21 protein-coding genes and 4 tRNA genes are annotated in these 24529 nt (G+C 67.0%); 2 read left to right on the top strand and 23 right to left on the bottom strand.

The window, feature by feature from the left end:
- The 21 genes from MLE42_RS12800 to frr form a co-directional block, all read right to left on the bottom strand.
- A partial coding sequence (locus tag MLE42_RS12800; RefSeq protein ID WP_243288483.1) for a sugar phosphate nucleotidyltransferase occupies positions 1-151 on the bottom strand: 151 nt, incomplete at its 3' end.
- 196 nt (positions 152-347) lie between these two features.
- A complete protein-coding gene (gene rpoC / locus MLE42_RS12805; RefSeq protein WP_243288280.1) occupies positions 348-4571 on the bottom strand; it encodes a DNA-directed RNA polymerase subunit beta' in 4224 nt (1407 codons plus the stop codon).
- A 42-nt stretch (positions 4572-4613) separates the two neighbouring features.
- Positions 4614-9008: a DNA-directed RNA polymerase subunit beta gene (gene rpoB / locus MLE42_RS12810; protein ID WP_243288281.1), complete on the bottom strand. Its 4395-nt coding sequence runs from the start codon at positions 9006-9008 to the stop codon at positions 4614-4616.
- A gap of 370 nt (positions 9009-9378) precedes the next feature.
- Positions 9379-9756 (bottom strand): 50S ribosomal protein L7/L12, encoded by a 378-nt coding sequence (gene rplL, locus MLE42_RS12815; RefSeq protein WP_243288282.1) that lies wholly within the window; start codon positions 9754-9756, stop codon positions 9379-9381.
- Positions 9757-9803: 47 nt separating this feature from the next.
- Positions 9804-10292, bottom strand: coding sequence for a 50S ribosomal protein L10 (gene rplJ / locus MLE42_RS12820; RefSeq protein ID WP_243288283.1), 489 nt, complete (start codon positions 10290-10292; stop codon positions 9804-9806).
- 10 nt (positions 10293-10302) lie between these two features.
- Positions 10303-10995, bottom strand: coding sequence for a 50S ribosomal protein L1 (gene rplA / locus MLE42_RS12825; RefSeq protein ID WP_243288284.1), 693 nt, complete (start codon positions 10993-10995; stop codon positions 10303-10305).
- A gap of 131 nt (positions 10996-11126) precedes the next feature.
- On the bottom strand, positions 11127-11558 hold the full coding sequence (gene rplK / locus MLE42_RS12830; protein WP_026853112.1) for a 50S ribosomal protein L11: 432 nt from the start codon (positions 11556-11558) through the stop codon (positions 11127-11129).
- A gap of 243 nt (positions 11559-11801) precedes the next feature.
- On the bottom strand, positions 11802-12440 hold the full coding sequence (nusG, locus tag MLE42_RS12835; protein WP_243288285.1) for a transcription termination/antitermination protein NusG: 639 nt from the start codon (positions 12438-12440) through the stop codon (positions 11802-11804).
- Positions 12441-12453: 13 nt separating this feature from the next.
- Entirely contained in the window at positions 12454-12648 is a 195-nt protein-coding gene (gene secE / locus MLE42_RS12840; RefSeq protein WP_243288286.1) for a preprotein translocase subunit SecE, read from the bottom strand.
- A gap of 69 nt (positions 12649-12717) precedes the next feature.
- Positions 12718-12793 (bottom strand) — tRNA-Trp (locus MLE42_RS12845).
- A 52-nt stretch (positions 12794-12845) separates the two neighbouring features.
- A complete protein-coding gene (rpmG, locus tag MLE42_RS12850) occupies positions 12846-12995 on the bottom strand; it encodes a 50S ribosomal protein L33 (RefSeq protein ID WP_026853109.1) in 150 nt (49 codons plus the stop codon).
- A 32-nt stretch (positions 12996-13027) separates the two neighbouring features.
- On the bottom strand, positions 13028-14221 hold the full coding sequence (tuf, locus tag MLE42_RS12855; RefSeq protein WP_243288287.1) for an elongation factor Tu: 1194 nt from the start codon (positions 14219-14221) through the stop codon (positions 13028-13030).
- A gap of 54 nt (positions 14222-14275) precedes the next feature.
- Positions 14276-14350, bottom strand: a tRNA-Thr gene (locus tag MLE42_RS12860).
- A gap of 68 nt (positions 14351-14418) precedes the next feature.
- Positions 14419-14494 (bottom strand) — tRNA-Gly (locus tag MLE42_RS12865).
- Positions 14495-14544: 50 nt separating this feature from the next.
- A tRNA-Tyr gene (locus MLE42_RS12870) sits at positions 14545-14631 on the bottom strand.
- 181 nt (positions 14632-14812) lie between these two features.
- The gene (gene rlmB, locus MLE42_RS12875) at positions 14813-15535 is read right to left on the bottom strand and encodes a 23S rRNA (guanosine(2251)-2'-O)-methyltransferase RlmB (protein ID WP_243288288.1); all 723 of its coding nucleotides are present in this window, start codon (positions 15533-15535) and stop codon (positions 14813-14815) included.
- 23 nt (positions 15536-15558) lie between these two features.
- A complete protein-coding gene (locus MLE42_RS12880) occupies positions 15559-16890 on the bottom strand; it encodes an OmpP1/FadL family transporter (RefSeq protein ID WP_243288289.1) in 1332 nt (443 codons plus the stop codon).
- 152 nt (positions 16891-17042) lie between these two features.
- On the bottom strand, positions 17043-17330 hold the full coding sequence (locus MLE42_RS16205; protein WP_275975918.1) for a hypothetical protein: 288 nt from the start codon (positions 17328-17330) through the stop codon (positions 17043-17045).
- A gap of 9 nt (positions 17331-17339) precedes the next feature.
- Entirely contained in the window at positions 17340-18113 is a 774-nt protein-coding gene (locus tag MLE42_RS12890; RefSeq protein WP_243288290.1) for a TSUP family transporter, read from the bottom strand.
- 86 nt (positions 18114-18199) lie between these two features.
- On the bottom strand, positions 18200-18925 hold the full coding sequence (locus tag MLE42_RS12895) for a hypothetical protein (RefSeq protein WP_243288291.1): 726 nt from the start codon (positions 18923-18925) through the stop codon (positions 18200-18202).
- 25 nt (positions 18926-18950) lie between these two features.
- Positions 18951-19526 (bottom strand): ribosome recycling factor, encoded by a 576-nt coding sequence (gene frr, locus MLE42_RS12900; protein WP_243288292.1) that lies wholly within the window; start codon positions 19524-19526, stop codon positions 18951-18953.
- 89 nt (positions 19527-19615) lie between these two features.
- On the opposite strand from frr, the gene MLE42_RS12905 reads away from it, so the two are divergent.
- A complete protein-coding gene (locus MLE42_RS12905) occupies positions 19616-20506 on the top strand; it encodes an alpha/beta hydrolase (RefSeq protein ID WP_243288293.1) in 891 nt (296 codons plus the stop codon).
- 27 nt (positions 20507-20533) lie between these two features.
- Here the strand turns inward: MLE42_RS12905 and aceA are convergent, their stop codons facing one another.
- Entirely contained in the window at positions 20534-21808 is a 1275-nt protein-coding gene (gene aceA / locus MLE42_RS12910) for an isocitrate lyase (protein ID WP_243288294.1), read from the bottom strand.
- 154 nt (positions 21809-21962) lie between these two features.
- Here aceA and MLE42_RS12915 point away from each other — a divergent pair, with 154 nt between their 5' ends.
- Positions 21963-23405, top strand: a complete 1443-nt coding sequence (locus MLE42_RS12915; RefSeq protein WP_243288295.1) for a helix-turn-helix domain-containing protein — start codon at positions 21963-21965, stop codon at positions 23403-23405.
- Here MLE42_RS12915 and MLE42_RS12920 read toward each other — a convergent pair whose 3' ends face one another.
- Complete coding sequence (locus MLE42_RS12920; RefSeq protein WP_243288296.1) at positions 23406-24461, bottom strand: acyltransferase family protein; 1056 nt, start codon at positions 24459-24461, stop codon at positions 23406-23408.
- Positions 24462-24529: the final 68 nt, after the last annotated feature.

Raw genomic sequence — 24529 nt, forward strand, 5'->3', positions numbered from 1 at the left:
TGAGGATCTCCTCGACCCCCGCCTCCTTGAGCTTCCACAGCGGATGCCAGATCATGGGGGCCATGCCCACCGGCAGCAGATGCTTGTTCGTCACTTTGGTCAGCGGGAACAGACGGGAGCCGGTGCCACCAGCCAGCACAACACCTTTCATGATCTCTCCTTCAATCCACCTGGCCGAGAATCCAGATCGTCAGATAAGCCGTCTATGCGCGGGTTCGGCCATCAAGAAACGGTTGGAAAGAATCAGATTATCGAGATTTCGGGCCGGCGCCCAGCGGAGTCCAACGAGACAAACACGAGAAAGGGCGGGATCGCTCCCGCCCTTTCTCGTGTCGTGAAGATCGCGGCTACAGGTCTTCGCCGTCGATCTCGGTCATGCCCTGGAGCTCTTCGACGTGCTGGGCCATGCGGGCGTATTCGTCGTCGAAGTCCTCGCCGCCCTGGAACTCGTTGGGGGTGGGCTCGGGGTACTCGCCCTCCTCGATCTCCAGGTTGCGGTAGTGGGCCATGCCGGTGCCGGCGGGGATGAGCCGGCCCAGGATGACGTTCTCCTTGAGGCCGCGGAGGTAGTCCACGCGGCCTTCCAGGGCGGCCTCGGTGAGGACGCGGGTGGTCTCCTGGAAGCTGGCGGCGGAGATGAAGCTCTCGGAGGTCAGCGCGGCCTTGGTGATGCCGAGCAGCAGGGGCTCGCAGGTGGCGGGCTGGCCGCCATCCTTCATGACCTGCTCGTTGATCTCCTTGAAGCGGTGCTTGTCCACCTTCTCCTCGACGATGAGCGGGGTGTCGCCCACGTCGGTGATGAGGACCCATCGCATCATCTGGCGGATGATCACCTCGATGTGCTTGTCGTTGATCACCACGCCCTGGGCGCGGTAGACCTCCTGGACCTCGTTGACGAGGAAGGCTTGGAGGGCGCGGTCGCCCTGGACTTTGAGCAGATCATGGGGGCTGACGGCGCCCTCGGTGAGCTTCTCGCCGGCGCGGATCTCGTCGCCGTCCTGCACCTGGATGTGCTTGCCGCGGGGGATGAGGTATTCGCCCTTCTCCCCGGTCTCGGCCTCGACGATGACCTTCTGGTTGCCGCGGACGCGGTTGCCGTACTTCGCGATGCCGGAGACTTCGCTGATGATGGCGGGTTCCTTGGGCTTGCGGCCCTCGAACAGCTCGGTGACGCGCGGCAGGCCGCCCGTGATGTCGGAGGTCTTGGCCTGCTGGCGGCTGGTCTTGGCGATGACGTCGCCGGGCAGCAGCTCCTGGCCCTCCTCCACCTCGATGTAGGCACCGGTGGGGATGTTGTAGCGCTTGAGGACTTTGTGGTTGTCCCCCTTCACGTTGATGTGGGGGTGGATCTTGTCGTCGGTGGGATCGATGACCTTCTTGCGGAAGTTGCCGGAGATCGGATCCTTCTCTTCCTGGTAGGAGACGTTGACTTCGAATTCCTTGAAGTCCGCGACGCCGCCCACTTCGGTGAGGAGCACGTCGTTGTAGGGGTCCCACTCGGCCAGCACGGTGCGGGGCTCGACGGCCTCCTTGTCCTTGACCTTGAGGATGGCGCCGGAGGTGATCTTGTAGCGCTCGCGCTCGTTGCCATCCGTGTCGGTGACCAGGAGGTAGCCGTTGCGGGTGAGGGCCACGGTCTCGCCCTTGCGGTTGACCACGGTCTTGCCCTGGAGGCCTTCGTACTTCACGATGCCGGCGATCTGGGCCTCGTGGGTGCTCTTCTCGGAGGTGCGGCTCGCGGCGCCGCCCACGTGGAAGGTGCGCATGGTGAGCTGGGTGCCGGGTTCGCCGATGGACTGGGCGGCGATGACGCCCACGGCCTCGCCGAGGTCCACCAGGCGGCCGGTGCTCAGGTTCAGGCCGTAGCACTTGGCGCAGATGCCGCGCCGGGCCTCGCAGGTGAGGGCGGACCGGATCTTGACCTTGGCGATGCCGCTGGTCTCGATCTTGAACGCCAGTTCCTCGGAGATGAGGGTGCCCGCGGGGGCCCGCACGATGGACGGATCGTAGGGATCCACGATGTCCTCGAGGCAGACGCGGCCCATGATGCGGTCGCGCAGGCGGGAGCGGATGGTGCCGTCGCTGTTGACGATGGCCTCCACCTCGATGCCGCCCAGGGTCTCGCAGTCGTCCTCGTTGACGATGACGTCCTGCGCCACGTCCACCAGCTTGCGGGTGAGGTAGCCGGAGTCGGCCGTCTTCAGCGCGGTGTCCGCCAATCCCTTGCGGGCGCCGTGGGTCGAGATGAAGTACTGCAGCACCGAGAGGCCTTCCTTGAAGTTCGCGGTGATGGGCGTCTCGATGATGTCGCCGCTGGGCTTGGCCATGAGGCCGCGCATGCCGGCCACCTGGCGGATCTGCGTCTTGGAGCCGCGGGCGCCGGAGTCGGCCAGGATGTAGATGGAGTTGAGGAACGTGTCGTTCTCGTTCCGCTTCTCCAGTTCCTTCATCATGTCGCTGGCCACCTGGTCGCTGGTCTTGGACCAGACTTCCAGGATGCGGTTGTAGCGCGTGGAGGAGTCGAGGCGGCCCTCGTAGGCTTCCTTCTCGATGGCGCGGACGTCCTCGGTGGCGCTCTTGAGGAGCTTGCCCTTGGTGTCGGGCACCACCAGGTCGTCGATGCCCACGGACACGCCGGCGCGCATGGCCCACTGGAAGCCGGTGTCCTTCATGGCGTCCAGCATGCGGATGGTGACCTCGGGGCCGTTCAGCTTGTAGGCGCGGTTCACGAGGGAGAGCAGGCCCTCCTTCTTGAGCAGGCCGTTGATGAAGGGCAGTTCGGCGGGCAGGGCGCGGTTGAAGAGCACGCGGCCCACGGTGGTGGTCTTGAGCTGGTTCTTCACGGTCTCCGCGGGCGCCTCGAAGACCTCCTGCTCGGAGTTCTTCTTGGGGTCCTTCGCGTGCCAGGCCTCGGTGTCCACCCACTCGCCGGTGTAGCGCAGCTGGATGATGGCGTGGGTGTCCACGACGCCGGCATAGTGGGCCGCGACCACGTCGTTGACGCTGCCGAAGACCATGCCCTCGCCCTTGCGGCCGGTGCGCTTCTTGGTGAGGTAGTAGCCGCCGAGCACGATGTCCTGGCTGGGCACCACGTTCGGGCGGCCGTTGGCGGGGTTGAGGATGTTCTGGGTGGACATCATCAGCACCTTGGCCTCGATCTGGGCCATGGGGCTGAGGGGCACGTGCACGGCCATCTGGTCGCCGTCGAAGTCGGCGTTGAAGGCGGTGCAGACCAGGGGATGCAGACGGATGGCCTTGCCTTCCACCAGCACGGGCTGGAAGGCCTGGATGCCGAGGCGGTGGAGGGTGGGGGCGCGGTTCAGCAGGACCGGGTGGTCCTTGATGACCTCTTCCAGCACGTCCCAGACCTCGGGACGGCCCTCTTCCACCATCTCCTTGGCCTGGCGGATGGTGGCGGCGAAGCCCTTGTGCTCGAGCCGGTTGAAGATGAAGGGCTTGAAGAGCTCGAGCGCCATCTTCTTGGGCAGGCCGCACTGGTGCAGCTTGAGGTCGGGGCCCACCACGATGACGGAGCGGCCCGAGTAGTCCACGCGCTTGCCGAGCAGGTTCTGGCGGAACCGGCCCTGCTTGCCCTTGAGGGCGTCGCTGAGGGACTTCAGGGGGCGGTTGCTGACGCCGCGCAGGAGGCGGCCGCGCTTGCCGTTCTCGAAGAGGGCGTCCACGGCCTCCTGCAGCATGCGCTTCTCGTTGCGCACGATGACATCGGGGGCCTTGAGCTCCAGGAGCTTCTTGAGGCGGTTGTTGCGGTTGATGACGCGGCGGTAGAGGTCGTTCAGGTCGGAGGTGGCGAAGCGGCCGCCGTCGAGGGGCACCAGGGGGCGCAGCTCGGGGGGCAGCACGGGCACCACGTCGAGGATCATCCACTCGGGCTTGTTGCCGGAGCGGTGGAAGGACTCCGCCACCTTGAGGCGCTTGGCGATCTTGCTGCGCTTCTGGCTGGAGGTCTCCTTCTTCATGAGGTCGCGGAGCTCGATGGTGAGCGCCTCGATGTCCACCTGCTTGAGCAGCTCCTTGATGGCCTCGGCGCCCATCTGGGCCTTGAAGCCCTCGCCGTGGAGGCTGCGGGCCTCGCGGAACTTGTCTTCGTTGAGGATCTCGCCTTCCTTCATGCCGGTGCCGCCGGACTCGGTGACGGCATAGGCCTCGAAGTACAGCACCCGCTCAAGATCCTTCAGGGGGATGTCCAGCAGGTAGCCGATGCGGCTGGGCACGCCCTTGAAGAACCACACGTGGCTGACCGGGCTGGCCAGCGCGATGTGGCCCATGCGCTCGCGGCGCACGGACTTCTTGGTGACCTCGACGCCGCACTTGTCGCAGGTGACGCCTTTGAACTTCTGCCGCTTGTACTTGCCGCAGAGGCATTCCCAGTCGTTGACGGGCCCGAAGATGCGGGCGCAGAAGAGGCCGTCGCGCTCGGGCTTCAGGCTGCGGTAGTTGATGGTCTCGGGCTTGGTGACCTCGCCCTTGGACCAGGAGCGCATCTTGTCCGGGCTGGCCAGGGACACCCGGATGCACTCGTAGGCGTTGATGTTCTGCTGCTCAGGATACATGTGGACCTCTCAGGATTCGTCGGGAACGGATGCGGAAGGAGATCAGCCTTCGATGGTGAAGACCGCGGGTTCCTCTTCCGTCAGGCCTGGATCCAGCTCCTCGCGGGTGAGCATCTCGACATCGATGCACAGCGCGTTGAGTTCCTTCTTCACGACGTTGAAGCTCTCGGGGAGGCCGGGATCCTTGATGGTCTCGCCCTTGATGATGGCCTGGTAGATCTGGGTGCGGCCGTGCATGTCGTCGGACTTGTAGGTGAGCAGCTCCTGCAGCACATGGGCGGCGCCGTAGGCCTCGAGGGCCCACACTTCCATCTCGCCGAAGCGCTGGCCGCCGAACTGGGCCTTGCCGCCGAGGGGCTGCTGGGTGATGAGGCTGTAGGGCCCGATGCTCCGGGCGTGGATTTTGTTGTCCACCAGGTGGTGCAGCTTGAGCATGTAGACGCAGCCCACGTTCACGGGCTGCTCGAAGGCCTCGCCGGTCATGCCATCGAAGAGCATGGTCTTGCCGGTGATGTCCGGGCCCAGCTTGCCGTTCTTCTCCCAGGCCTGGGTGAGGAAACCCTTGATGTCCGCCTCGCGGGCGCCGTCGAAGACCGGCGTGGAGAAGTGGACGCCGAGGGTCTTGCCGGCCCAACCGAGGTGGCACTCGAGCACCTGGCCGATGTTCATACGGGAAGGCACGCCGAGGGGGTTCAGCACGATGTCCACCGGGCGGCCGTCGGGCAGGTAGGGCATGTCCTCCACGGGGAGGATGCGGCTGACCACGCCCTTGTTGCCGTGGCGGCCGGCCATCTTGTCGCCGACCTGCAGCTTGCGCTTCACGGCCACGTAGCACTTCACGGTCTTGAGGACGCCGGGCATGAGCTCGTCGCCCTTGAGCAGCCGCTCCATGCGCTCGTCGAGGATGTTGCGCAGGACCTTGAGCTGGCTCTCGGTCTTGTCGAGGATGTCCAGCACCTCGGTCTCGATGCGGTTCTTGCCCGCGGCCACGGAGATCTGCCGGAAGCGGTGGTAGGGCACGGCCTCGAGCATGTTCTGGGTGAGCTTCTTGCCCTTGGGCAGCAGCTCCTTCTGGCCCTTGTCGTCCGTGAGGGTCTCGGAGAGCTCCTTGCCCTTCAGCAGGGCCACGATCTTCTTCTTGGCCTCGGCGCGGATGATGCGCTCCTCGTCGGAGAGATCCTTCTCCCACTTGGCGATCTGGTCGCGCTCGATCTGCTGGGTGCGGAGGTCCTTCTCCTGGCCCTTGCGGGTGAACACCTTGATGTCCACCACGGTGCCCTCGATGCCCGGGGGCACGGTCAGGCTGGCGTCCTTCACGTCGCTGGCCTTCTCGCCGAAGATGGCGCGGAGCAGCTTCTCCTCGGGGCTGAGGATGGTCTCGCCCTTGGGCGTGACCTTGCCCACCAGGATGTCGCCGTGGCGCACGGTGGCGCCGGTGCGGATGATGCCGCTCTCGTCGAGGTTCTTGAGGGCCTCCTCGCGCACCTGGGGGATGTCGCGGGTGATCTCTTCGGGGCCCAGCTTGGTGTCGCGGGCGTGGACCTCGAACTCCTCGATGTGGATGGTGGTGTAGAGGTCTTCCTTCACCACGCGCTCGGAGATCAGGATCGCGTCCTCGAAGTTGTAGCCGCGCCAGGGCATGTAGGCCACGACCAGGTTGCGGCCCAGGGCCAGCTCGCCGTGGTCGGTGCAGGGGCCGTCGGCCAGGATCTGGCCTTCGGTGACGTACTCGCCCTTCTTCACGAGGGGCATCTGGTTGAGGCAGGTGTTCTGGTTGCTGCGGGCGAACTTCACCAGGGTGTAGATGTCCACGCCGGACTCGATGCCCTCGGTGTCGGGGTCATCCTCGACGCGCACCACGATGCGGTTGGCGTCCACGGTCTCCACGATGCCGGAGCGGCGGCAGACCACGCAGGCGCCGGAATCCTTGGCGGCCACGTATTCCATGCCGGTGCCCACGATGGGGGCCTCGGTGCGGATGAGGGGCACGGCCTGGCGCTGCATGTTGGCGCCCATGAGGGCCCGGTTGGCGTCGTCATTCTCGAGGAAGGGGATGAGGCTGGCGGCGACGGAGACCACCTGCTTGGGGCTCACGTCCATGAGCGTGACCTTGTCGCGGGCGACGATCTTGGTCTCACCGGCCACACGGACGGTCACGTCCTCGTCCAGGATGGCGCCTTCGGCGTCCACGGGGACGTTGGCCTGCGCGATGACGTGCTCGTCCTCCTCCCAGGCGGAGAGGTAGAAGGCATGCATCTCGAACTTGGCGGCGCGCTTGCCGGCCTTGGTGAGCTTCTTGTTCTCGGCTTCCAGGTCCTCGAGGCGGACCACGTCCATGTAGCCGAACTTGGAGTCGCCCACGCTGGTGACCTTGGCGAAGTGGACGATGCGGCCGTTCTCCACCTTCAGGTAGGGGCTCTCGATGAAGCCGAACTCGTTGATGCGGGCGTAGCAGGAGAGCGAGCTGATGAGGCCGATGTTCGGGCCTTCAGGCGTCTCGATGGGGCAGATGCGGCCGTAGTGGGAGGTGTGCACGTCGCGCACCTCGAAGCCCGCGCGGTCGCGGCTGAGGCCGCCCGGTCCGAGGGCCGACAGGCGGCGCTTGTGGGTGATCTCGGACAGCGGGTTGGTCTGGTCCATGAACTGGGAGAGCTGGCTGCTGCCGAAGAACTCCTTCATGGCCGCGATGACGGGCTTGCTGTTGATGAGGTCATGCGCCTGCAGGGGGCTGTTGGGATCCTGCGCGATGCTGAACTTCTCCTTGATGGCCCGCTGCACGCGCACCAGGCCCACACGGAAGCCGTTCTCCAGCAACTCGCCCACGGACCGCACGCGGCGGTTGCCCAGGTGGTCGATGTCGTCGGCCCGCACGGGGGCGATCTCGCCGATGTCCTGGCGGGTGGTGTCGTACTTCTTCAGGCGCAGGAGGTAGTGGACGGTCTGGACGAAGTCGTCCGTGCCGAGGGTGCGGAAGTCCAGGTCGGTGCCGAGGCCCAGCTTGGCGTTGATCTTGTGGCGGCCCACCTTGCTGAGGTCGTACTTCTGGGGGTCGAAGAACATGCCGTAGAGCAGCTTCTTGCTGGATTCCAGCGTGGCGGGCTCGCCGGGCCGGATCTTCTTGAAGAGCTCCTTGGCGGCTTCTTCGCTGTCCTCGGTGTGGTCCTTGGCCAGGGTCTCGGAGAAGATCTTGCCGGTGACGTCGGCCTCGGGGAAGCAGACGTCGAAGGACTGCACGTCGTTGGCCAGGAACATCTCCAGGTGGGTCTGGAGGAAGGGCTCATTGGCCTCCATGAGCACTTCGCCGGTGCCCATGTTCACGATGTCCTGCAGCAGCACGGCGCCGTCGAGCATCTCGCGCTCCACGGGCACGTCCTTGATGCCCGCCTTCTCCATCTGCTCGAGAACGCGGCGGGTGATCTTCTTGTCCTTGGGGAGGATCTCCTCCTTGGTCTTGGGGTGCTTCACGGCCTCGCCGAGCTTGCGGCCCACCAGCAGCTCGCTCACGGCCACGCTCAGCTTGCCCTTCTTGAGGAAGAAGGTGGCGGGGGCGTAGAAGTGGCGGAGCATGGTCTCGTTGGAGCCGAGGTCCTCGCTGAACAGGCCCAGGGCGCGCATGAAGGTGGCGCCGAGGAACTTGCGCTTGCGGTCGATGCGGGCGTAGAGCAGGCCCTTGGAGTCGAGCTCGAACTCGATCCAGGAGCCGCGGTAGGGGATGATCTGGGAGCTGTAGAGGCTCTTGTCCGGCGCGATGCTGAAGAAGACGCCGGGGCTGCGGTGCAGCTGGCTCACGATCACGCGCTCGGTGCCGTTGATGATGAAGGTGCCGCGGTCGGTCATGATCGGCAGGTCGCCGAAGTAGACTTCCGAATCCTGGCTCTGCTTGAAGCGCCGGTTGCCCTTGTCGTCCTTGTCGAACTGGTTGAGGCGCACGCGGATCTTCAGGGGGGCGGCCATGGTGGCGCCGCGCTCGACGCACTCGTCCATGCCCATCTTCTGCTTCATCGAGACGGGCTCCTGGCACACGTCACAGATGGTGGCGGCGTTCTTGTTGCGGGTGCCGCACTTGGGGCAGTCCACCGTGGGATCCTTCGGGTGGTCCGACACGATGCTGTGGCCGCACTGCTTGCAGCTCGTGCGGAGGTGTTCCAGACCCAGGTACTTCTCGCACTTGCAGGCCCAGTGGCCCACGGTGTAGTCGAGGAACTCGACTTCGAGGGTGGCGTCCGTGCCATCGGCGTTCTTGCCGTTGTGCACGGGGAACATCGACTCGAACACGGCCTTGAGGCCGCGGGACTCCCGCTCGCTGTGGAGCAGGTTCATCTGGAGGAACTCGTCGTAGCTCCGCTTCTGGATGTCGATCAGGTTCGGGATGGGGACCAGGGACCGGATCTTCGAGAAGTTGTGGCGCTGGCGGTAGATGTTCTGCTGAACACTCATGGTTCGCTCCAGATGAAGTTGGCGGAACCTTCGATGAACGGCGCGCGGCGGGATGGTGCTTGGCTGCGGGCCTTGAGCAAAGACGGCGATGCCCCCGGAGCCGCGGCCCCGGGGAAGGGATCAGAGGTCGGTGACGCGGATCACGCAGGCACATGCACCGAAGGCCACCCCGCCACCCATCGGTGGAGGGAGCGGCCCAGCAAGGTGATTGGCGCTGCGGCGGAAGGCGTTTCGCAACCAGGGGCCTTTGAAGGTGGCGGGACCGCCCGAGGGGTCGGGCGGAAGGAATAATCGTACCATGTCCAGACAAAACCGCAAAGCGCAAGGTGCAGGAGGCACCCCACGCTTTGCGTTAGTGCAGGAAAAGGAACTACTTGATCTCGACCTTGGCGCCAGCGGCTTCGAGCTTTTCCTTGATCTTCTGGGCTTCGTCCTTGGCCACGCCTTCCTTGACGGGCTTGGGGGCGCCGTCAACGAGGTCCTTGGCCTCCTTGAGGCCCAGGCCGGCGACGATCTCGCGGACGGCCTTGATGACGTTCAGCTTGTTGGCGCCGGCGTCAGCCAGGATGACGTTGAATTCCGTCTGCTCTTCGGCAGCGGCGGCCGGGGCGGCGCCGCCGGCGGCGGGAGCAGCCATGGCGGCGGCGGAGACGCCGAAGCGCTCCTCGAGGGCCTTGACCAGGTTCGCCAGGTCAAGGACGGTCATGGTTTCGATCTCAGCGATGAGCTGGTCGGCGGTGAGAGCCATGATGGCCTCCTACATGCGATGAAAGGTTTTGGATTCGGGGTTGGGAGCTACTCGCCGGCCTTCTGCTTGCGGATGCCCTCGAGGGCGACCGCCAGACCGGAGATGGGGTACTGCATGAGGTAGAGCAGCTTGGCGATGAGCACGTCGCGGCTCGGCAGCTCGGCCAGGGTCTGCAGCTGGGCAGCGCTGATGGCCTTGCCGTCCATGATGCCGGCCTTGAAGGTGGCGGCCGGATTGTCCTTCAGGAAGCCGTTGACGGCCTTGGCCAGGGCGACGACGTCGTCCTTGGTGGTGGCCACGGCGCTGTTGCCCTTGAAGGAACCGCCGAGGCCCTCGAAGGTGGTGTCCTTCACGGCCAGGCGGAGCAGCGTGTTCTTGCCGACGCGGTAGTGACCCTTGCTCTCGCGGATGTTCTTGCGGAACGCGGTGTCCTTCTCGACCCCGAGGCCCTTGAATTCGATCACGACGGCCGAGGTGGCCGTGGCGAAGGTCTCCTTGAGTTCGGCGACTTCAGCGATCTTCTGGTTCTTTTCCATGGTCGGCCTCCTACTTCTCAACGCTTGTGGTGTTGAGGGTGACCGAGGGGCCCATCGTGGAGGCGATGTACATCGTCTTCACGTACTTGCCCTTCGCCGTGGCAGGCTTGGCCTTGTTCACGGCATCGATGAGCGCCTTGGCATTCTCTTCCAGCTTCTCGACGCCGAAGGAGAGCTTGCCCACGGGCGCGTGGATGATGCCGGTCTTGTCGACGCGGTACTCCACCTTGCCGGCCTTGATCTCCTTGATGGCCTGGGCCACGTTGAAGGTCACGGTGCCGGTCTTGGGGTTGGGCATGAGGCCGCGGGGGCCCAGCACCTTACCGAGACGGCCGACGCCCTTCATCATGTCGGGAGTCGCGACCAGGGCATCGAAGTCGAGGAATCCGCCGGCGATCTTCTCGACCAGCTCGTCCCCGCCCACGATCTCGGCGCCCGCCGCTTCCGCTTCCTTGATCTTCTCGCCACCCGCGATCACCGCCACGCGCATCGTCTTGCCCGTTCCGTGGGGCAGGACGATGGTGCCGCGGACCATCTGGTCCGCGTGGCGGGGATCCACGCCGAGCCGCATGTGCACTTCAACCGTCTCGTCGAACTTGGCGTAGGCCGTGTCCTTCACGACGGTGAGCGCATCCTTGAGCTCGTAGGGGCGATCTTCGATCTTGGCCGCGGCAGCCCGGTACTTCTTTCCAGGTTTTGCCATATTGGCTCCTACTCGAACGATCTCCCGCGATGACGGTCGCGGTGGCCGGGATCGCCGCACGGCGCGGCTCTCCAACAAAAACGAAACGCTGAAACGAGGCTCGCACGGGCTTGGGACCCGTGCGAAAAACATCAATCGACGACTTCGACGCCCATGGAGCGGGCGGAGCCGGCGATGGAACGAACGGCGGCCTCGAGGCTGCCGGCGGTGAGGTCGGGCATCTTCACCTTGGCGATCTCGGCGAGCTGGGCCTTGGTGATCTTGCCGACCTTCTGCTTGTTGGGCGTGGGGCTGCCCTTGTCCAGGCCGATCTTCTTCTTGATCAGCACGGCGGCGGGCGGGGTCTTGAGGATGAAGCTGAAGCTGCGGTCGGCGTAGACGGTGATGACGACGGGGAGGGTGGTGCCCTTCTCCACCGCGCCCACGGACTTCGCGTTGAACTGCTTCACGAACTCCATGATGTTGACGCCGTGCTGGCCCAGCGCGGGACCGACGGGAGGGGCCGGCGTGGCCTCGCCCGCGGGCAGCTGCAGCTTGATGTAGCCGGTGATCTTCTTTGCCATGGGTGTGCTCCCGCGGGGGATTCCGGCGCATGCCGGCGACGCCCGCCTTGTAGGGTGGGGATCCGTTGGATCACCCAGCCGGGTTGAAAACGTCCCGGACCAGACGGACCGGGACGTGAAAGTTTACCTGAAGGACAGGAGAAAGTCTTCAGGAAATGCGGGGAAAGCCGTTGCCCGGCTGCGCCGGGTGAGGGCGCGGGGGCTCCGGGGGTGTAGCGCGCAGCGCGGTCCCCCGGACAGCATTCACCTCTTTTCCACCTGGATGAAGTCCAGCTCGACCGGGGTGGACCGCCCGAAGACCGTGACCATGACCTTGATGGTGGAGCGCTCCTCGTGGACTTCCTCCACGTCGCCCTCGAAGTTGGCGAAGGGGCCATCGATGATGCGCACCTTCTCGCCCCGCTCGAAGTGGTACTTCGGCTTGGGCTTCTCCTGGGTCTCCTCCGTGTGGTGCATGATCTGGCGGACTTCCTCGTCCGTCAGGGGCGTGGGGCGCTTCTTGTTGGCGCCCACGAAGCTGGTCACCTTGGGCGTATTCCGCACCAGGTGCCAGTCGGCGTCCGCCATCTCCACGGAGCCGTCGGGCTTGCGCTCTACCTGGATCTGCACGAGCAGGTAGCCGGGGAAGGACTTGCGCTTCTTGACGACGCGCTCCTTCTTGCCGGACTTGGCGTCGACCTTCATCTCCTCGTAGGTCTCCTCGGGGATCTGGATATCCCCGAAGTTCCCGTCGCGCTCTTCCATCTTGATGCGCTGGCGGAGATGCTCCATCACCTTGGCTTCATAGCCCGAGTAGGTGTGGATGATGAACCACTTGAGTTCGCGGCCCTGGGTCTGGGCGGGAACCACCGTGTCCTGGGGAGTGCTCATGAGATCGGTCATGGCTGCCTCCGGCTCAGCGGGTCTTCAGGAAGAAGTAGGCGAAGCCCTTGGAGAAGACCCAGTCCGCCGCCCACAGATAGGCCCCGACGAACACCGAGACGATCACCACCGTGTAGGTGGAGGTCAGCACTTTCTCTTTGCTGGGCCAGTCCACCCGGTCGAGCTCTGCGAACAGATCCCTGGCCTGCTGTTTGATGGCACCAATCACGATGGACCCCGTGGAAAGGATTCGGTGAGAAAAACCTGGCCCCGGGCGGTATCGCCGGGGCCGGGAAGGTGGCAGGGGAGACAGGGTTCGAACCCGCGACCTGCGGATTTGGAGTCCGCTGCTCTACCAGCTGAGCTACTCCCCTGTGGGACCGCCCGGCATCTGGTGAGCCGGGCGGGAACCCTCGGGACCGGAGCCTACTTGGCCTCTCGGTGGACCCGGTAACCACCACAGAACCGGCAGAACTTGTTGAATTCAAGCTTGCCCGTGGTGGTCTTCTTGTTCTTGGTGGTGCTGTAGTTCTTGCGCTTGCAGTCCTGGCACTGCAGGTGAACGATGTCGCGCATGGTGACCTCCTGAGTCGGAGGGCGGACTGGCTTTAGGCCAGAATCTCGCCCACGTTGCCGGCGCCCACCGTACGACCACCCTCACGGATGGCGAACTTCAGGCCCTTGTCCATGGCGATGGGCTGGATCAGCTCGACCGTCAGGGTGACGTTGTCGCCGGGCATCACCATTTCGCGGCCGGCCTCGAGCTCGATGGAGCCGGTCACGTCGGTGGTGCGGAAGTAGAACTGGGGACGGTACTTGTTGAAGAACGGGGTGTGGCGGCCGCCCTCTTCCTTGGTCAGCACGTACACCTGGGCGTTGAACTTGGTGTGGGGAGTGATGCTGCCGGGCTTGGCGAGCACCTGGCCGCGCTCCACATCCTTGCGCTCCACGCCGCGGAGCAGGATGCCGGCGTTGTCGCCAGCCTGACCCTGATCCAGGGACTTGCGGAACATCTCGACGCCGGTCACGACCTTCTTGACGGTGTCCTTGAGGCCGACGATCTCGACTTCCTCGCCCACCCGCACGATGCCCTGCTCGATGCGGCCGGTCACCACGGTGCCGCGGCCGGTGATGGTGAACACGTCCTCGACGGGCATGATGAAGGGCTTGTCGATGGCGCGGACGGGATCCGGGATGTAGGCGTCGACGGCGGCCATGAGCTCATGGATGCAGGCGCAGTCGGGGTGCTCGGGGGTGTCGGCGTGATCCAGGGCCAGGCGCGCGGAACCCTTGATGATGGGGATCTCGTCGCCGGGGAACTGGTAGGAGGACAGCAGGTCGCGGATCTCCATCTCCACCAGCTCGGCGAGCTCGGGGTCGGCGATGTCGATCTTGTTCATGAAGACCACGATGTAGGGCACGCCCACCTGACGGGCCAGCAGGATGTGCTCGCGGGTCTGGGGCATGGGGCCGTCGGTGGCGGCGACCACGAGGATGGCGCCGTCCATCTGGGCCGCGCCGGTGATCATGTTCTTCACGTAGTCGGCGTGACCGGGGCAGTCCACGTGGGCATAGTGGCGCTTCTCGGTCTGGTACTCGACGTGGGCGGTGTTGATCGTGATCCCGCGGGCCTTCTCTTCGGGCGCGGAGTCGATCTGGTCGTAGGACTTGGTCTCGCCACCGAACTTCTTGGCCAGCACGAACGTGATGGCGGCGGTCAGCGTCGTCTTGCCGTGGTCCACGTGGCCAATGGTGCCGATGTTGACGTGGGGCTTGGAACGATCGAATTTCTCTTTGGCCACGGATGCCTCCTGGAAGGTGGGAGAGAAGATGAGGAAGGGAAAATGTGCAAAGGGTGGAGCCCACAACCGGGCTTGAACCGGTGACCTCTTCCTTACCAAGGAAGTGCTCTACCGCTGAGCTATGTGGGCTTTGAACCTTCCCGCCGGAGCGGGGGGCCTTGCCGTCGGGCCGGGCGGAACCGGCGGGACGGGGAGGGTGGAGCGGGAAACGGGGCTCGAACCCGCGACATTCAGCTTGGAAGGCTGACGCTCTACCAACTGAGCTATTCCCGCGGTGGAATCCCGAAAGCGGGATCCAGCGATCTGGATGGGATCCAGAGGACTGGTGCCGAGAGAAGGATTCGAACCTCCGTAACGCGATGCGTGGCAGATTTACAGTCTGCTGCCATTAACCACTCGGCCATCTCGGCATTGTTTGTCCAGCGCCCCTCCCGGGGCTTGTCAATGCTTCCGGGAAGCCCGGGAAGCCTCCCCTCGGAACCCCTGCCGGGGCTCCGTGTCAGGGTCGCTGCGAGGCAGGGCTTTCCTGACAGGGAACCCCAACGCTATCACGCGCCCATGGGGGCCTCAAGCGAAAACTTCGGCGCGTGGCTATCCACGGCGCGCCAGCACGCGAAAGAGGGTCACCGCCGCGGCGGCGGAGACGTTGAGGCTCTCGGTGCCTCCGGGCATGGGGATGTGGAGGAGGATGTCGCAGCGCTCGCGGATCTTGAGGTGCAGGCCCTCACCCTCGGCGCCCATCACCAGCACCGCGGCGCGATCGAAGGGTTCCTGCAGGTAGTCGCGGCTGCCGGTCCCCGCCGCCAGTCCGTAGATCCACGCCCCGGCCTCCTTCAGGCCGTCCAGGGCGCGGCCCAAGTTCACCACGCGGCACACCGGCACACGGCCGGCCGTGCCCGCGCTGGCGCGCACCACCGTTTCGTTCACGGCCGCGGAGCGACGCTCGGGCAGGATCACGCCGTCCACGTCCGCCGCGGCGGCGGAACGCAGGATGGCCCCCAGGTTGTGGGGATCAGTGACGCCATCCAGCGCCAGCACCAGCGCGGCTGCGCCCTTGGCCCGGACACGGGAGGCGACCTCGTCGAAGTCGGCGTAGGCGAAGGGACCGCCTTCGCCCAGGACCCCCTGGTGGCGCTGGCCCTGGCTGCGCCGATCCAGGCCCTCCATGGGTTCGCGGTGGATGACCACGCCCGCCGCCCGGGCCTCCGCGATGAACTTGGCCAGTCGCCCGAAGGCCGCCGGTGCGATCCAGGCCGTGTGCAGCTCCCCGCGGGCCAGGGCCTCTTCGCAGGCGTGGGGGCCGAGGAAACGCATCTAGGGCTCCATCCGGGGCATGGTCAGAACGTCTTCCGGTACCCGATGGCCAGGAGATGCCCCATGCCTTCGATCCGCTCGAGGGTGCCCGTGGAGCGGAAGCCGGAGGAGCTCCAGACGCCGTCCAGGCGCCGGGTGCTCAGATCCTCGCTCTGGCGGAACTGGTAGCCGATGCTCAGCTCGCCGCCCCAGGTCTTGTAGCCCGCCCCCACGGAGAAGGCCGCGGTCCGCCCCCCGCCCAGCAGGGGCTCGATCATGGATTCCTCCACGGCACGCTGGTCGAGCGCGAGGCCGCTCCGCAGGGTCCAGAACTTGCCCAGCTCGACCTCGACCGAGGCGCTGAGACCGAGGTGGCCCCTGCCGCGGGGAAGCTCCGCCGGGGCCGTCACCAGCCCCGAGGGGGTGGACACCTGGGCGAAATCGGGCACCCTCAGGCCAGCGGCGGTCCAGCGCAGGTCCGCTTCCCAGGTCACCATCGGATGGGCGCGGTGCCGGATGCCCACCACGGTCTGGGAGGGCAGTTCCAGCCTTCCGGAACCGCCGGCCACGGGCGTCGAAGCCGACAGGATGCCGGGGGACCGGAGCTCCGTGCCCAAGGGGGCGGCACTCAGCCCGTCGTTGGCGTAGAGGCCCAGACTGGCGCCCCGGTAGCCCGCGCTCATGTCGAGATCGCCCTTGAGCCCGGACTGGTGGGTGGCGCCCAGGGTCCAGCGCGGATTGACGGCCCAGCGGAACCCCAGCGAGTAGCTCGGAACCACCTTGTTCCCGCTCTGCCCCACCCGCTGCTCCACCACGCCCTGGACGGTGTTCGTGCCCGAGACGGGCTGGGAGGGGTCGAGGGGCACGCCGAAGCGCATGACGCTGCTGGATTCATAGCCGAGCCGGGCCACGCCGAGGCCCAGGCCGATGGACATGTTCGGATTGAGGGCCCAGGCGGCCTGGCCTTCCAGGCGGCGGGCCGACAGGTCGATGCCGTCGCCGAGGAAGCGGCTGGGCGCATCGTCCCCGAACTTCCCATGGCGCAGGTAGGGCTCGTCGAGCTTGAGCCCGAGGGTCAGCTTGGGCGAGAGGCGCATGGACAGCCCGAAGGCCCCGATGGCTCGGTTGCGGTCGGAGGTGTACCAGGTCTTCTGGTTCGATTCGAGGCTCTCCTGGCTGGAGGCCAGCTCCATCCCGCCCGCCACATAGAAGCCCACCTTCTCCTTCAGCGAGGCCAGCAGGGCGGGATTGGTGGAGGCCGCCTCCAGGCTGTAGCCGTAGGCCACCTGGGCCCCGCTGCGGGCGATGCCCACGGGATCCGCGGCCGGAAGGGCCAGGCTCTGGGCCGCCGCCGGCAGGGCGACCGCGCCCAGCATCAGTCCTGCCTTGACCACTCCACGAACCGCCTGCGCCATATCGACCTGCCTCCGGGACACGCTTCTTGAATGGCCCGAACCCGGGAAGGGTTCAAGCCCAAGGCTCCAGGATCGCCAAAAGGGCCCGATTCACCAAGCGCATTCCCGCGAGGTCAGTGCTCGGACTCGCCCATGAAGCGGACCAGGAGCCGGTCCACCAGCTCCCAGACCTCCAGGAGGGCCGCCAGGCACATCACCAGGCCGAGGCCCAGGGCCACGGCCCGCCCCCAGGGCCCCACGAGGGCCCGGCAGAGGTCCGGCCAGTGCCACAGGAACGGAGGCACCTTCAGGCGCCCGTAGAAGGCCAGCGTGGAGAGCAGCATCCCGCCCCACAGCAGGTAGAAGAATCTCAAGGTTCGGATGAGGACGTCCCAGGGGAAGGGACGGTGGCGGGAGGGCATCGGCCTAATCTACCCGCGGAGGACCTGCCAACCCAAGCGCAGAATGAGGGCGCCCACCACGCCGATGAAGACGCCCCGCACCCAGCGGCTGCCCCGGCTCAGGGCCACGTGCGCCCCCAGGTAGCCGCCCACGCCGTTGGCCGCCGCCATGCCCAGGGCCACCGAGGGGATCCAGCTCCCCCGCCAGACGAACAGGCCCATGGCGGTGAGGTTCGAGGCCCAGTTCACCGCCTTGGCCAGGGCCGAGGACCGCAGGAAGTCGAACCCCAGGATCGCGACGAAGAGGAAGATCAGCACCGAGCCCGTGCCCGGCCCGAAGAACCCGTCGTAGAAACCCAGCCCCAGGGCGATGAGGGCCGCCAGGCCCCGCTGGTGGTGGAGGCCGTACCGGGGCGCGTGCAGATGGCCCAGGTCCGGCTTCAGCAGGGTGAAGGCCAGCATGGCCACCAGCAGGCCCAGCATCACGGGCTTCAGGAAGTCCGCATGCACCCGGTAGGTGAGCCATACCCCCCCCGAGGCGCCGAGGCCCGAGGCCAGCACCGGCACCACCATCTCCCGCCAGGCCACGGCCCCGGAGCGCAGGAACTTGCCCGCGGCCATGGTCGTGCCCGTCACCGCCACCACCTTGTTGGTGCCCAGCAGCGTCGGCAGCGGCGTGCCCGCGGGCAGGCCGAGCAAGAGGGCCGGCACGGTGATGAGCCCGCCGCCCCCCACCACCGCGTCGATGAAGCCCGCCAGCAGAGCGGCGAGCAGGAGGAGCGTCAGGACGGGCAGGGATGGCATCGGACCTCAGCGCTGGCGGCAGGTCCGGAATCCCGTTCGACCCCCAGGCCATCCTAGCAAGGGGAATCGCCCGCATTCTCCCCCGGTCACAGGGGCCGGAAGGCGAACCGGAAGGTCCCGGCTCCCACCGGAACCCGCAGCACCACCTGGGAAGCCAGCTGCGTCTTGGTGTGGAACACCACCCTCCCACGCAGGCCGTAGCCGGGTTCGAGGGTGGTCTTGCGGAGGCAGTCCTCCTCCCAATGGCGTCGCTGCTCGGCGAGCCCCGTCAGCCTCTCACCGGACCGCCGGTCCGCCTGGTCCATGTCCCGGTAGGTGTCCTGCTTGCCCCGCTGCGCTTCGCGCTGCTGGCGCGGATTCCGCTGAGTGCTCTGGGAGAGGGTGTCGCCGAGGTCCGCCAGCAGGAACAGGCCGCGGAAGGCGGTCGTGTCGGATTGGGAAGCCTTCTCGGCGGCGCTCGCCTGGATGATGGCGCGGATCCGCGCCTCGGGATCCACCGCGGGGATCTCCCGGGGCGCCAGGGTGTCCGCCGGCAGCGTCAGGTCGCAGAAGCACCGCTCCGGGTCCACGAGCACGGTCGTGGTCCCCCGGTTGGCCACCACCAGGTCGAACTGGAGGGACCCAGGCCCAGCCTCCACGAAGGCCGCCTGGACCTCGACGCCCGCCTGCTCCTGCTTCAGGTAGGCACGCCCCTTCAGCCAGCGATCCGGAGCCTCCACCGGCTGGAGCGACGGATTCACCCCGGGAGGGCGCATGCAGCCCGCCAGCAGGCCGAAACCCAGCGTCAGGAGGATGCGGAAGGGCCGTCTCACGGGGGTGCCTCCAGCCACCAGGCCGTCAGACTTTGAGAATCTCCGCTTCCTTGTGCTTCAGGGCCTCCTCGATCTCCTTGGTGTGGAGGTCGGTGAGCTTCTGGATGTCGTCCAGGGCCTTCTTGGCGGCGTCCTCGGAGATGTGGCCCTCCTTGGCCTTCTCGAGCTTCTTCACTTCCTCGTTGGCGTCGCGGCGGATGTTGCGCACGCCGGTCTTGATCTCCTCGCCCAGGCGGTGGAGCACCTTCACCAGCTCCTTGCGCCGCTCTTCCGTGAGCATGGGGATGGGGAGGCGGATCACCTGGCCGTCGTTGGCCGGGTTGATGCCCAGGTCGGACTTGAGGATGGCCGTCTCCACGGCCTTGATGGCGCTCTTGTCGAAGGGGGTCACCACCAGCATGCCGGACTCAGGCACCGACACGCTGCCCATCTGGTTCAGGGGCACCATGGACCCGTAGTACTCCACGTGCACGTTGTCCAGCAGGCTCGCGTTGGCCCGGCCGGTGCGGATGGTGGCCATCTCCTTCTTCAGGGCCTCCACGGACGCATGCATGCGGCGCTTGGTTTCCTGCAGGATCGCATCGGGGGTCTGGGCGGACATGGGCACCTCGGAATGGCGGAAGCTTTCTTTTATACCTCAGAGACCCAGGAACTTGGCGTGCTAGAGTGGGGCACTTCTGCGAGGTCCCCATGCGCACACCCCGCCTGCTGGCTCCTCTCGCGGCCCTGATCCTGGCCGCCCCGCTGGCTTCCCCATTGGCCGCCGCCTCCACCGAGATGGCCCTCACGAGCCCGGACGGCTTCGCCCTCAAAGGCACGCTGACCCTGCCCGCCGCCAAACCCAAGGCCAAGGTCCCCGTGGTGATCCTCGCCCACTCGTTCCACTCGGACCGGACCGGCTGGGCGCCCCTCACCGAGAAGCTCCTGGCGCGGGGCATCGGCGTGCTGGCCCTGGACCTCCGCGGCCACGGCGAGAGCGCCATGAAGGACGGCGTCGAGACCCGGGTCACCCCCGACTTCACGGCCTCGGCCAAGGCCGTGGGCTTCGACAAGATCCCGGCGGACCTGGCCCAGGCCGCCGCCTGGCTCCGCAAGCAGCCGGGCGTGGACGGCCGCCGCATCGGCCTGGCCGGTTCCAGCGTGGGCGCCTTCGCGGTGCTCCTGGCCGCCCCGGAAGTGAAGCCCCTGGCCGTCCTCAGCCTCAGCCCCGCCGGCACCGCCGCCTTCGGGGACAGCGCCCGGGACCGCCTGAAGGGCGCCGTGCTCCGCAGCCGGCCCTCCATCCTGGTGCTGGCCTCCATGGAGGACAAGGACGCCGCCGAGAACGCCCAGGTCGTGAAGGACCTGCCGGGTGTGGCGGTGGACCTGAAGGAGGGCAAGGACCACGGGTTCGCCTATTTCAAGGATTGTTCCGACCTCATGGCCGTCTACTTCGGCGAGTACCTCACCTACCATCACACGGGGAAGAAGTACGCCGCCGTCTCCGCCCCGGCCCGGGCCGAGGCCGCCGCTCCCGCCTCGACCGAGGGCATGACCGGCGGCCCGGCCGCCGAGGAAAAGAAAGCGGACGCCCCGAAGTAGGGCGTCCGCTCCAGATCCCGCCGGGACCTAGTGGAACTGCTGGGACTCGGTGGAACCCACCAGGGCCAGGGTGGAAGCCAGGCCGCCGCTGACGGCCTGGGCCACCTCGTCGAAGTAGCCGGTGCCCACCTCGCGCTGGTGCTTAGTGGCCGTGTAGCCCCGCGCCTCGGCGGCGAACTCGGCCTCCTGCAGCCGCGCGTAGGCGGTCATGTGCTCCGTGCGGTAGGCGCTGGCCAGCTCGAACATCCCGTGGTTGAGGCTGTGGAAGCCGGCCAGGGTGATGAACTGGAACTTGTAGCCCAGGGCGTTCAGCTCCCGCTGGAAGGTGGCGATCTCCTCGTCCGAGAGCTTCTTCTTCCAGTTGAAGGAGGGCGAGCAGTTGTAGGCCAGCAGCTTGCCGGGGAACGCGGCGTGGACGCCCTCGGCGAACTCCCGGGCCTCCTTGAGGTCCGGCGTGGAGGTCTCGCACCAGATGAGGTCCGCGTAGGGCGCATAGGCCTTGGCGCGGGCGATGGCCATCTGGACGCCGCCGGTGATGCGGTGGAAGCCCTCGGCGGTGCGCTCTCCCGTAAGAAAGGGCCGGTCGCGCTCGTCGATGTCTGACGTGATGAGGCGGGCCGAGTCCGCGTCCGTGCGGGCGATGATGAGGGTGGGTGTGTCCATGACGTCCGCCGCCAGGCGGGCCGCCACCAGGGTGCGGATGAAGTGGCCCGTGGGGATGAGCACTTTGCCGCCGAGGTGGCCGCACTTCTTCTCGCTGGAGAGCTGGTCCTCGAAGTGGACGCCGGAGGCGCCGGCCTCGATCATGCCCTTCATGAGCTCGTAGGCGTTGAGGGGGCCGCCGAAGCCGGCCTCGGCATCCGCCACGATGGGCAGGAACCAGTCGCGGCTCACGCCGCCCTCGCCGTGCTCGACCTGGTCCGCCCGCTGGAGGGCCCCGTTGAGGCGCTTCACCAGGGCGGGGACCGAGTTGGCGGGGTAGAGGCTCTGGTCCGGGTAGGTCTGGCCCGAGAGGTTGGCGTCCGCCGCCACCTGCCAGCCCGAGCAGTAGATGGCCTTCAGGCCGGCCTTGGCCATCTGGACCGCCTGGCCGCCGCTGAGGGCGCCCAGGGCCCGGGTGGGCTCCTCGTTCTGGAGCAGCTTCCACAGCTTGCGGGCCCCGAGCTTGGCCAGGGTGTGCTCGATGCGGAGGCTGCCGCGGAGCTTCTTCACCGTCTCGGCGCTGTAGGGCCGAGTGATGCCTTCCCAACGGTGGGCCTGGAGGTCGTCCTCGATGGGAGGGATGGGGAACTTGGGGGTCATGGGGCACCTCGGGATGGGGGTTGGGGGTGGCGTAGTGTCAAAGATTGACCTATTCTTTCGTGAGTCAACCAACGGCTGATTTGACAGGGGTTGAACTGAAAATTTCAGTCAATTCTTTTCATTGATTTTGTAAATTGATGTAAACGAGGTCCCCATGCCCTCCGCCGCGCCCACCAAGCCCGCCGCCCGCCTCGGCGCCAAGATCCGCCTCCTCCGCCGCCAGGAGGGCCTCAGCCAGGTCCAGCTGGCGGAATCGCTGGGCATCAGCCCCAGCTACCTGAACCTCATCGAGGGCAACAAGCGGCCCCTCACGGCCCCCCTGCTCATCCGCCTGGCCCAGCAGTTCCACCTGGATCTCAAGGCCCTGGCGCCGGACGAGGACCAGCGCCTCTCGGACGACCTCATGGAGGCCTTCGGCGATCCGCTGTTCGAATCGCTGGGGCTCCAGGCCCAGGACGTGCGGGAGCTGGTGCAGAACAGCCCCACCCTGGCCCGGGGGGTCTTCGAGCTGTACCGGGCCTACCAGCACAGCCAGGACAGCCTGGACACGCTGGCCGACAAGCTCAGCGACGGCCAGGGCTTCGACCCCGAGGCCACGCGCCTGCCCTCGGAGGAGGTGGGCGACTTCATCCAGCAGGCCATGAACCACTTCCCCGAGCTGGAGGCCGTGGCGGAGGAGCTCTGGACCAGCGCCGGCCTGGACGCGGACCAGCCCTACCCCGCCCTGGCGGCGGCCTTCGAGGCCCGGAACGTCCAGATCCGCATCCACCGCGTGTCCGAGGGCCCCGGCCTGCTGCGCCGCTTCGACCCCGACCGCCGGATCCTCAGCCTCTCGGAGCTGCTGCCCCAGCGCAGCCGCACCTTCCAGCTCGCCCACCAGCTGGCCCTGCTGGACCACGGCGACCTGCTGGACCGCCTGGCGGACCATCCCCTGCTGCGCACGAACGCCTCGAAGGCCCTGGCCCGGGTGGCCCTGGCCAACTACTTCGCCGGGGCCGTGATCATGCCCTACGAGCGCTTCCTGCGGGCGGCCAAGTCCGAGCGCTACGACATCGACATCCTCTCCCGGCGCTTCCAGGCCAGCTTCGAACAGGTCTGCCACCGGCTCACGACACTGCGCCGGCCGGGCTTGGAAGGCGTGCCCTTCCACTTCCTGCGCATCGACATCGCCGGGAACATCTCCAAGAGCTTCTCCGCGTCGGGCATCCGCTTCGCGCGGTTCTCCGGCGCCTGCCCCCGCTGGAACGCCCACGCCGCCTTCCTCACGCCGGGCCTCATCCGCACCCAGCTCAGCGAGATGCCGGACGGCCGCAAGTACTTCTGCATCGCCCGCACCATCCAGAAGGACACGGGCGGCTACCGGGGTCAGCACGCCATGCAGGCCCTGGGCCTGGGCTGCGAGATGGGCCTCGCCAAGGAGCTCATCTACGCCGACGGCCTGCGCCTGGACCAGCCGCCCGTGCCCATCGGTGTCACCTGCCGCCTCTGCGAGCGCACGGACTGCGAGCAGCGCGCCTTCCCGCCCCTGCAGCAGGCCTTCAAGGTCGAGGAGAATCTCCGCCGCACCAGCTTCTACGCGCGGATCGGCGGGGCCTGATCAGCCCTTCCCGCCCCGCCCCAACCTCCCCAGAGGCTCCTCGATCCACCGGTGGACCGCCCAGGCGGCCACGAGGGCCAGGCCGAGGGACAGGCCGAAGCCCAGAAGGCCGGAGGCCCGCGGTGCCACCAGCTTCATGGTGAAGGGGTGCAGCAGGTAGAGGCCGTAGCTCCAGGCGCCCAGGCGGGCGAGCTGCGTCCCGAACCAGCCGGGCTCCCCGTCCCGGGTGAAGGCCGCCAGCGCCACCAGGCCCGTCACCGCCAGCAGGTAGCCGTAGCGCCACCAGCCCGTGAGGGCCGCCAGGTGGTCGAAGAACTGGGGCGTGGGCTTGATCAGCAGCCAGACCAGCGGCAGCGCCAGCAGCAGCGCCAGTTTGGGTTCCAGCCGCCGCTCCGTGCCTTCGTGGAGCCCCGCCAGCAGGGCGCCCCAGGCCAGGAGGAAGAGCTGGTTCGGCGCCAGCACATAGGTGTGGAAGCGGTTCCACAGGGGCTGCCCCATCACGCCGTGCAGCGTGGAGGGAAGGCTCCAGACCCAGAGACCGAGGGCCAGCGCGACCAGGAACGGGAGTCCGCCCTTCTCCCGCAGCCAGGCCAGGACCGGGTAGGCGAAGTACAGCAGCGCCACCAGCCCCACGTACCAGCCGCCGGTCACCAGGGCATGGTTGGGATGGATGGCGCCGAAGGTCAGGGTCAGGTTCTCAAGGATGAACCGGAGCGAGACCTCGGGCCCCATGCCCAGGCGGAAGACCACGTTCACCGCGCAGAGGAGGTAGAACACCGGGGCCAGGCGCAGGAAGCGCCGGAGGTAGAAGCGGCCCGCCCCCTCCTTCCGGACGCGACTCCAGGGCGTGGTGCGGAAGAGCACGAAGCCGCTCAGCACGAAGAAGCCCGACACGCTGTAGTTCCCCAGGCGCGCCATGGCGATGTTCGCGCCACCGCCCGACTGCGAGATGTCGAACCACACGCCCAGGTGGTAAACGGCGACGCACAGGGCCAGGATGCCCCGCAGGGGGTCCAGCAGGCCCAGTCGGGCGGAGCGGGCGGGACGGACTTCCACGGGTGCGCTGGTCAGAACCGTCCTCCCTGGTCAGGGGTCAGTGGACCACCGATGGCCCGCCTTGGCCA

This window comes from Geothrix terrae, assembly GCF_022808775.1.
Classification (GTDB): domain Bacteria; phylum Acidobacteriota; class Holophagae; order Holophagales; family Holophagaceae; genus Geothrix; species Geothrix terrae.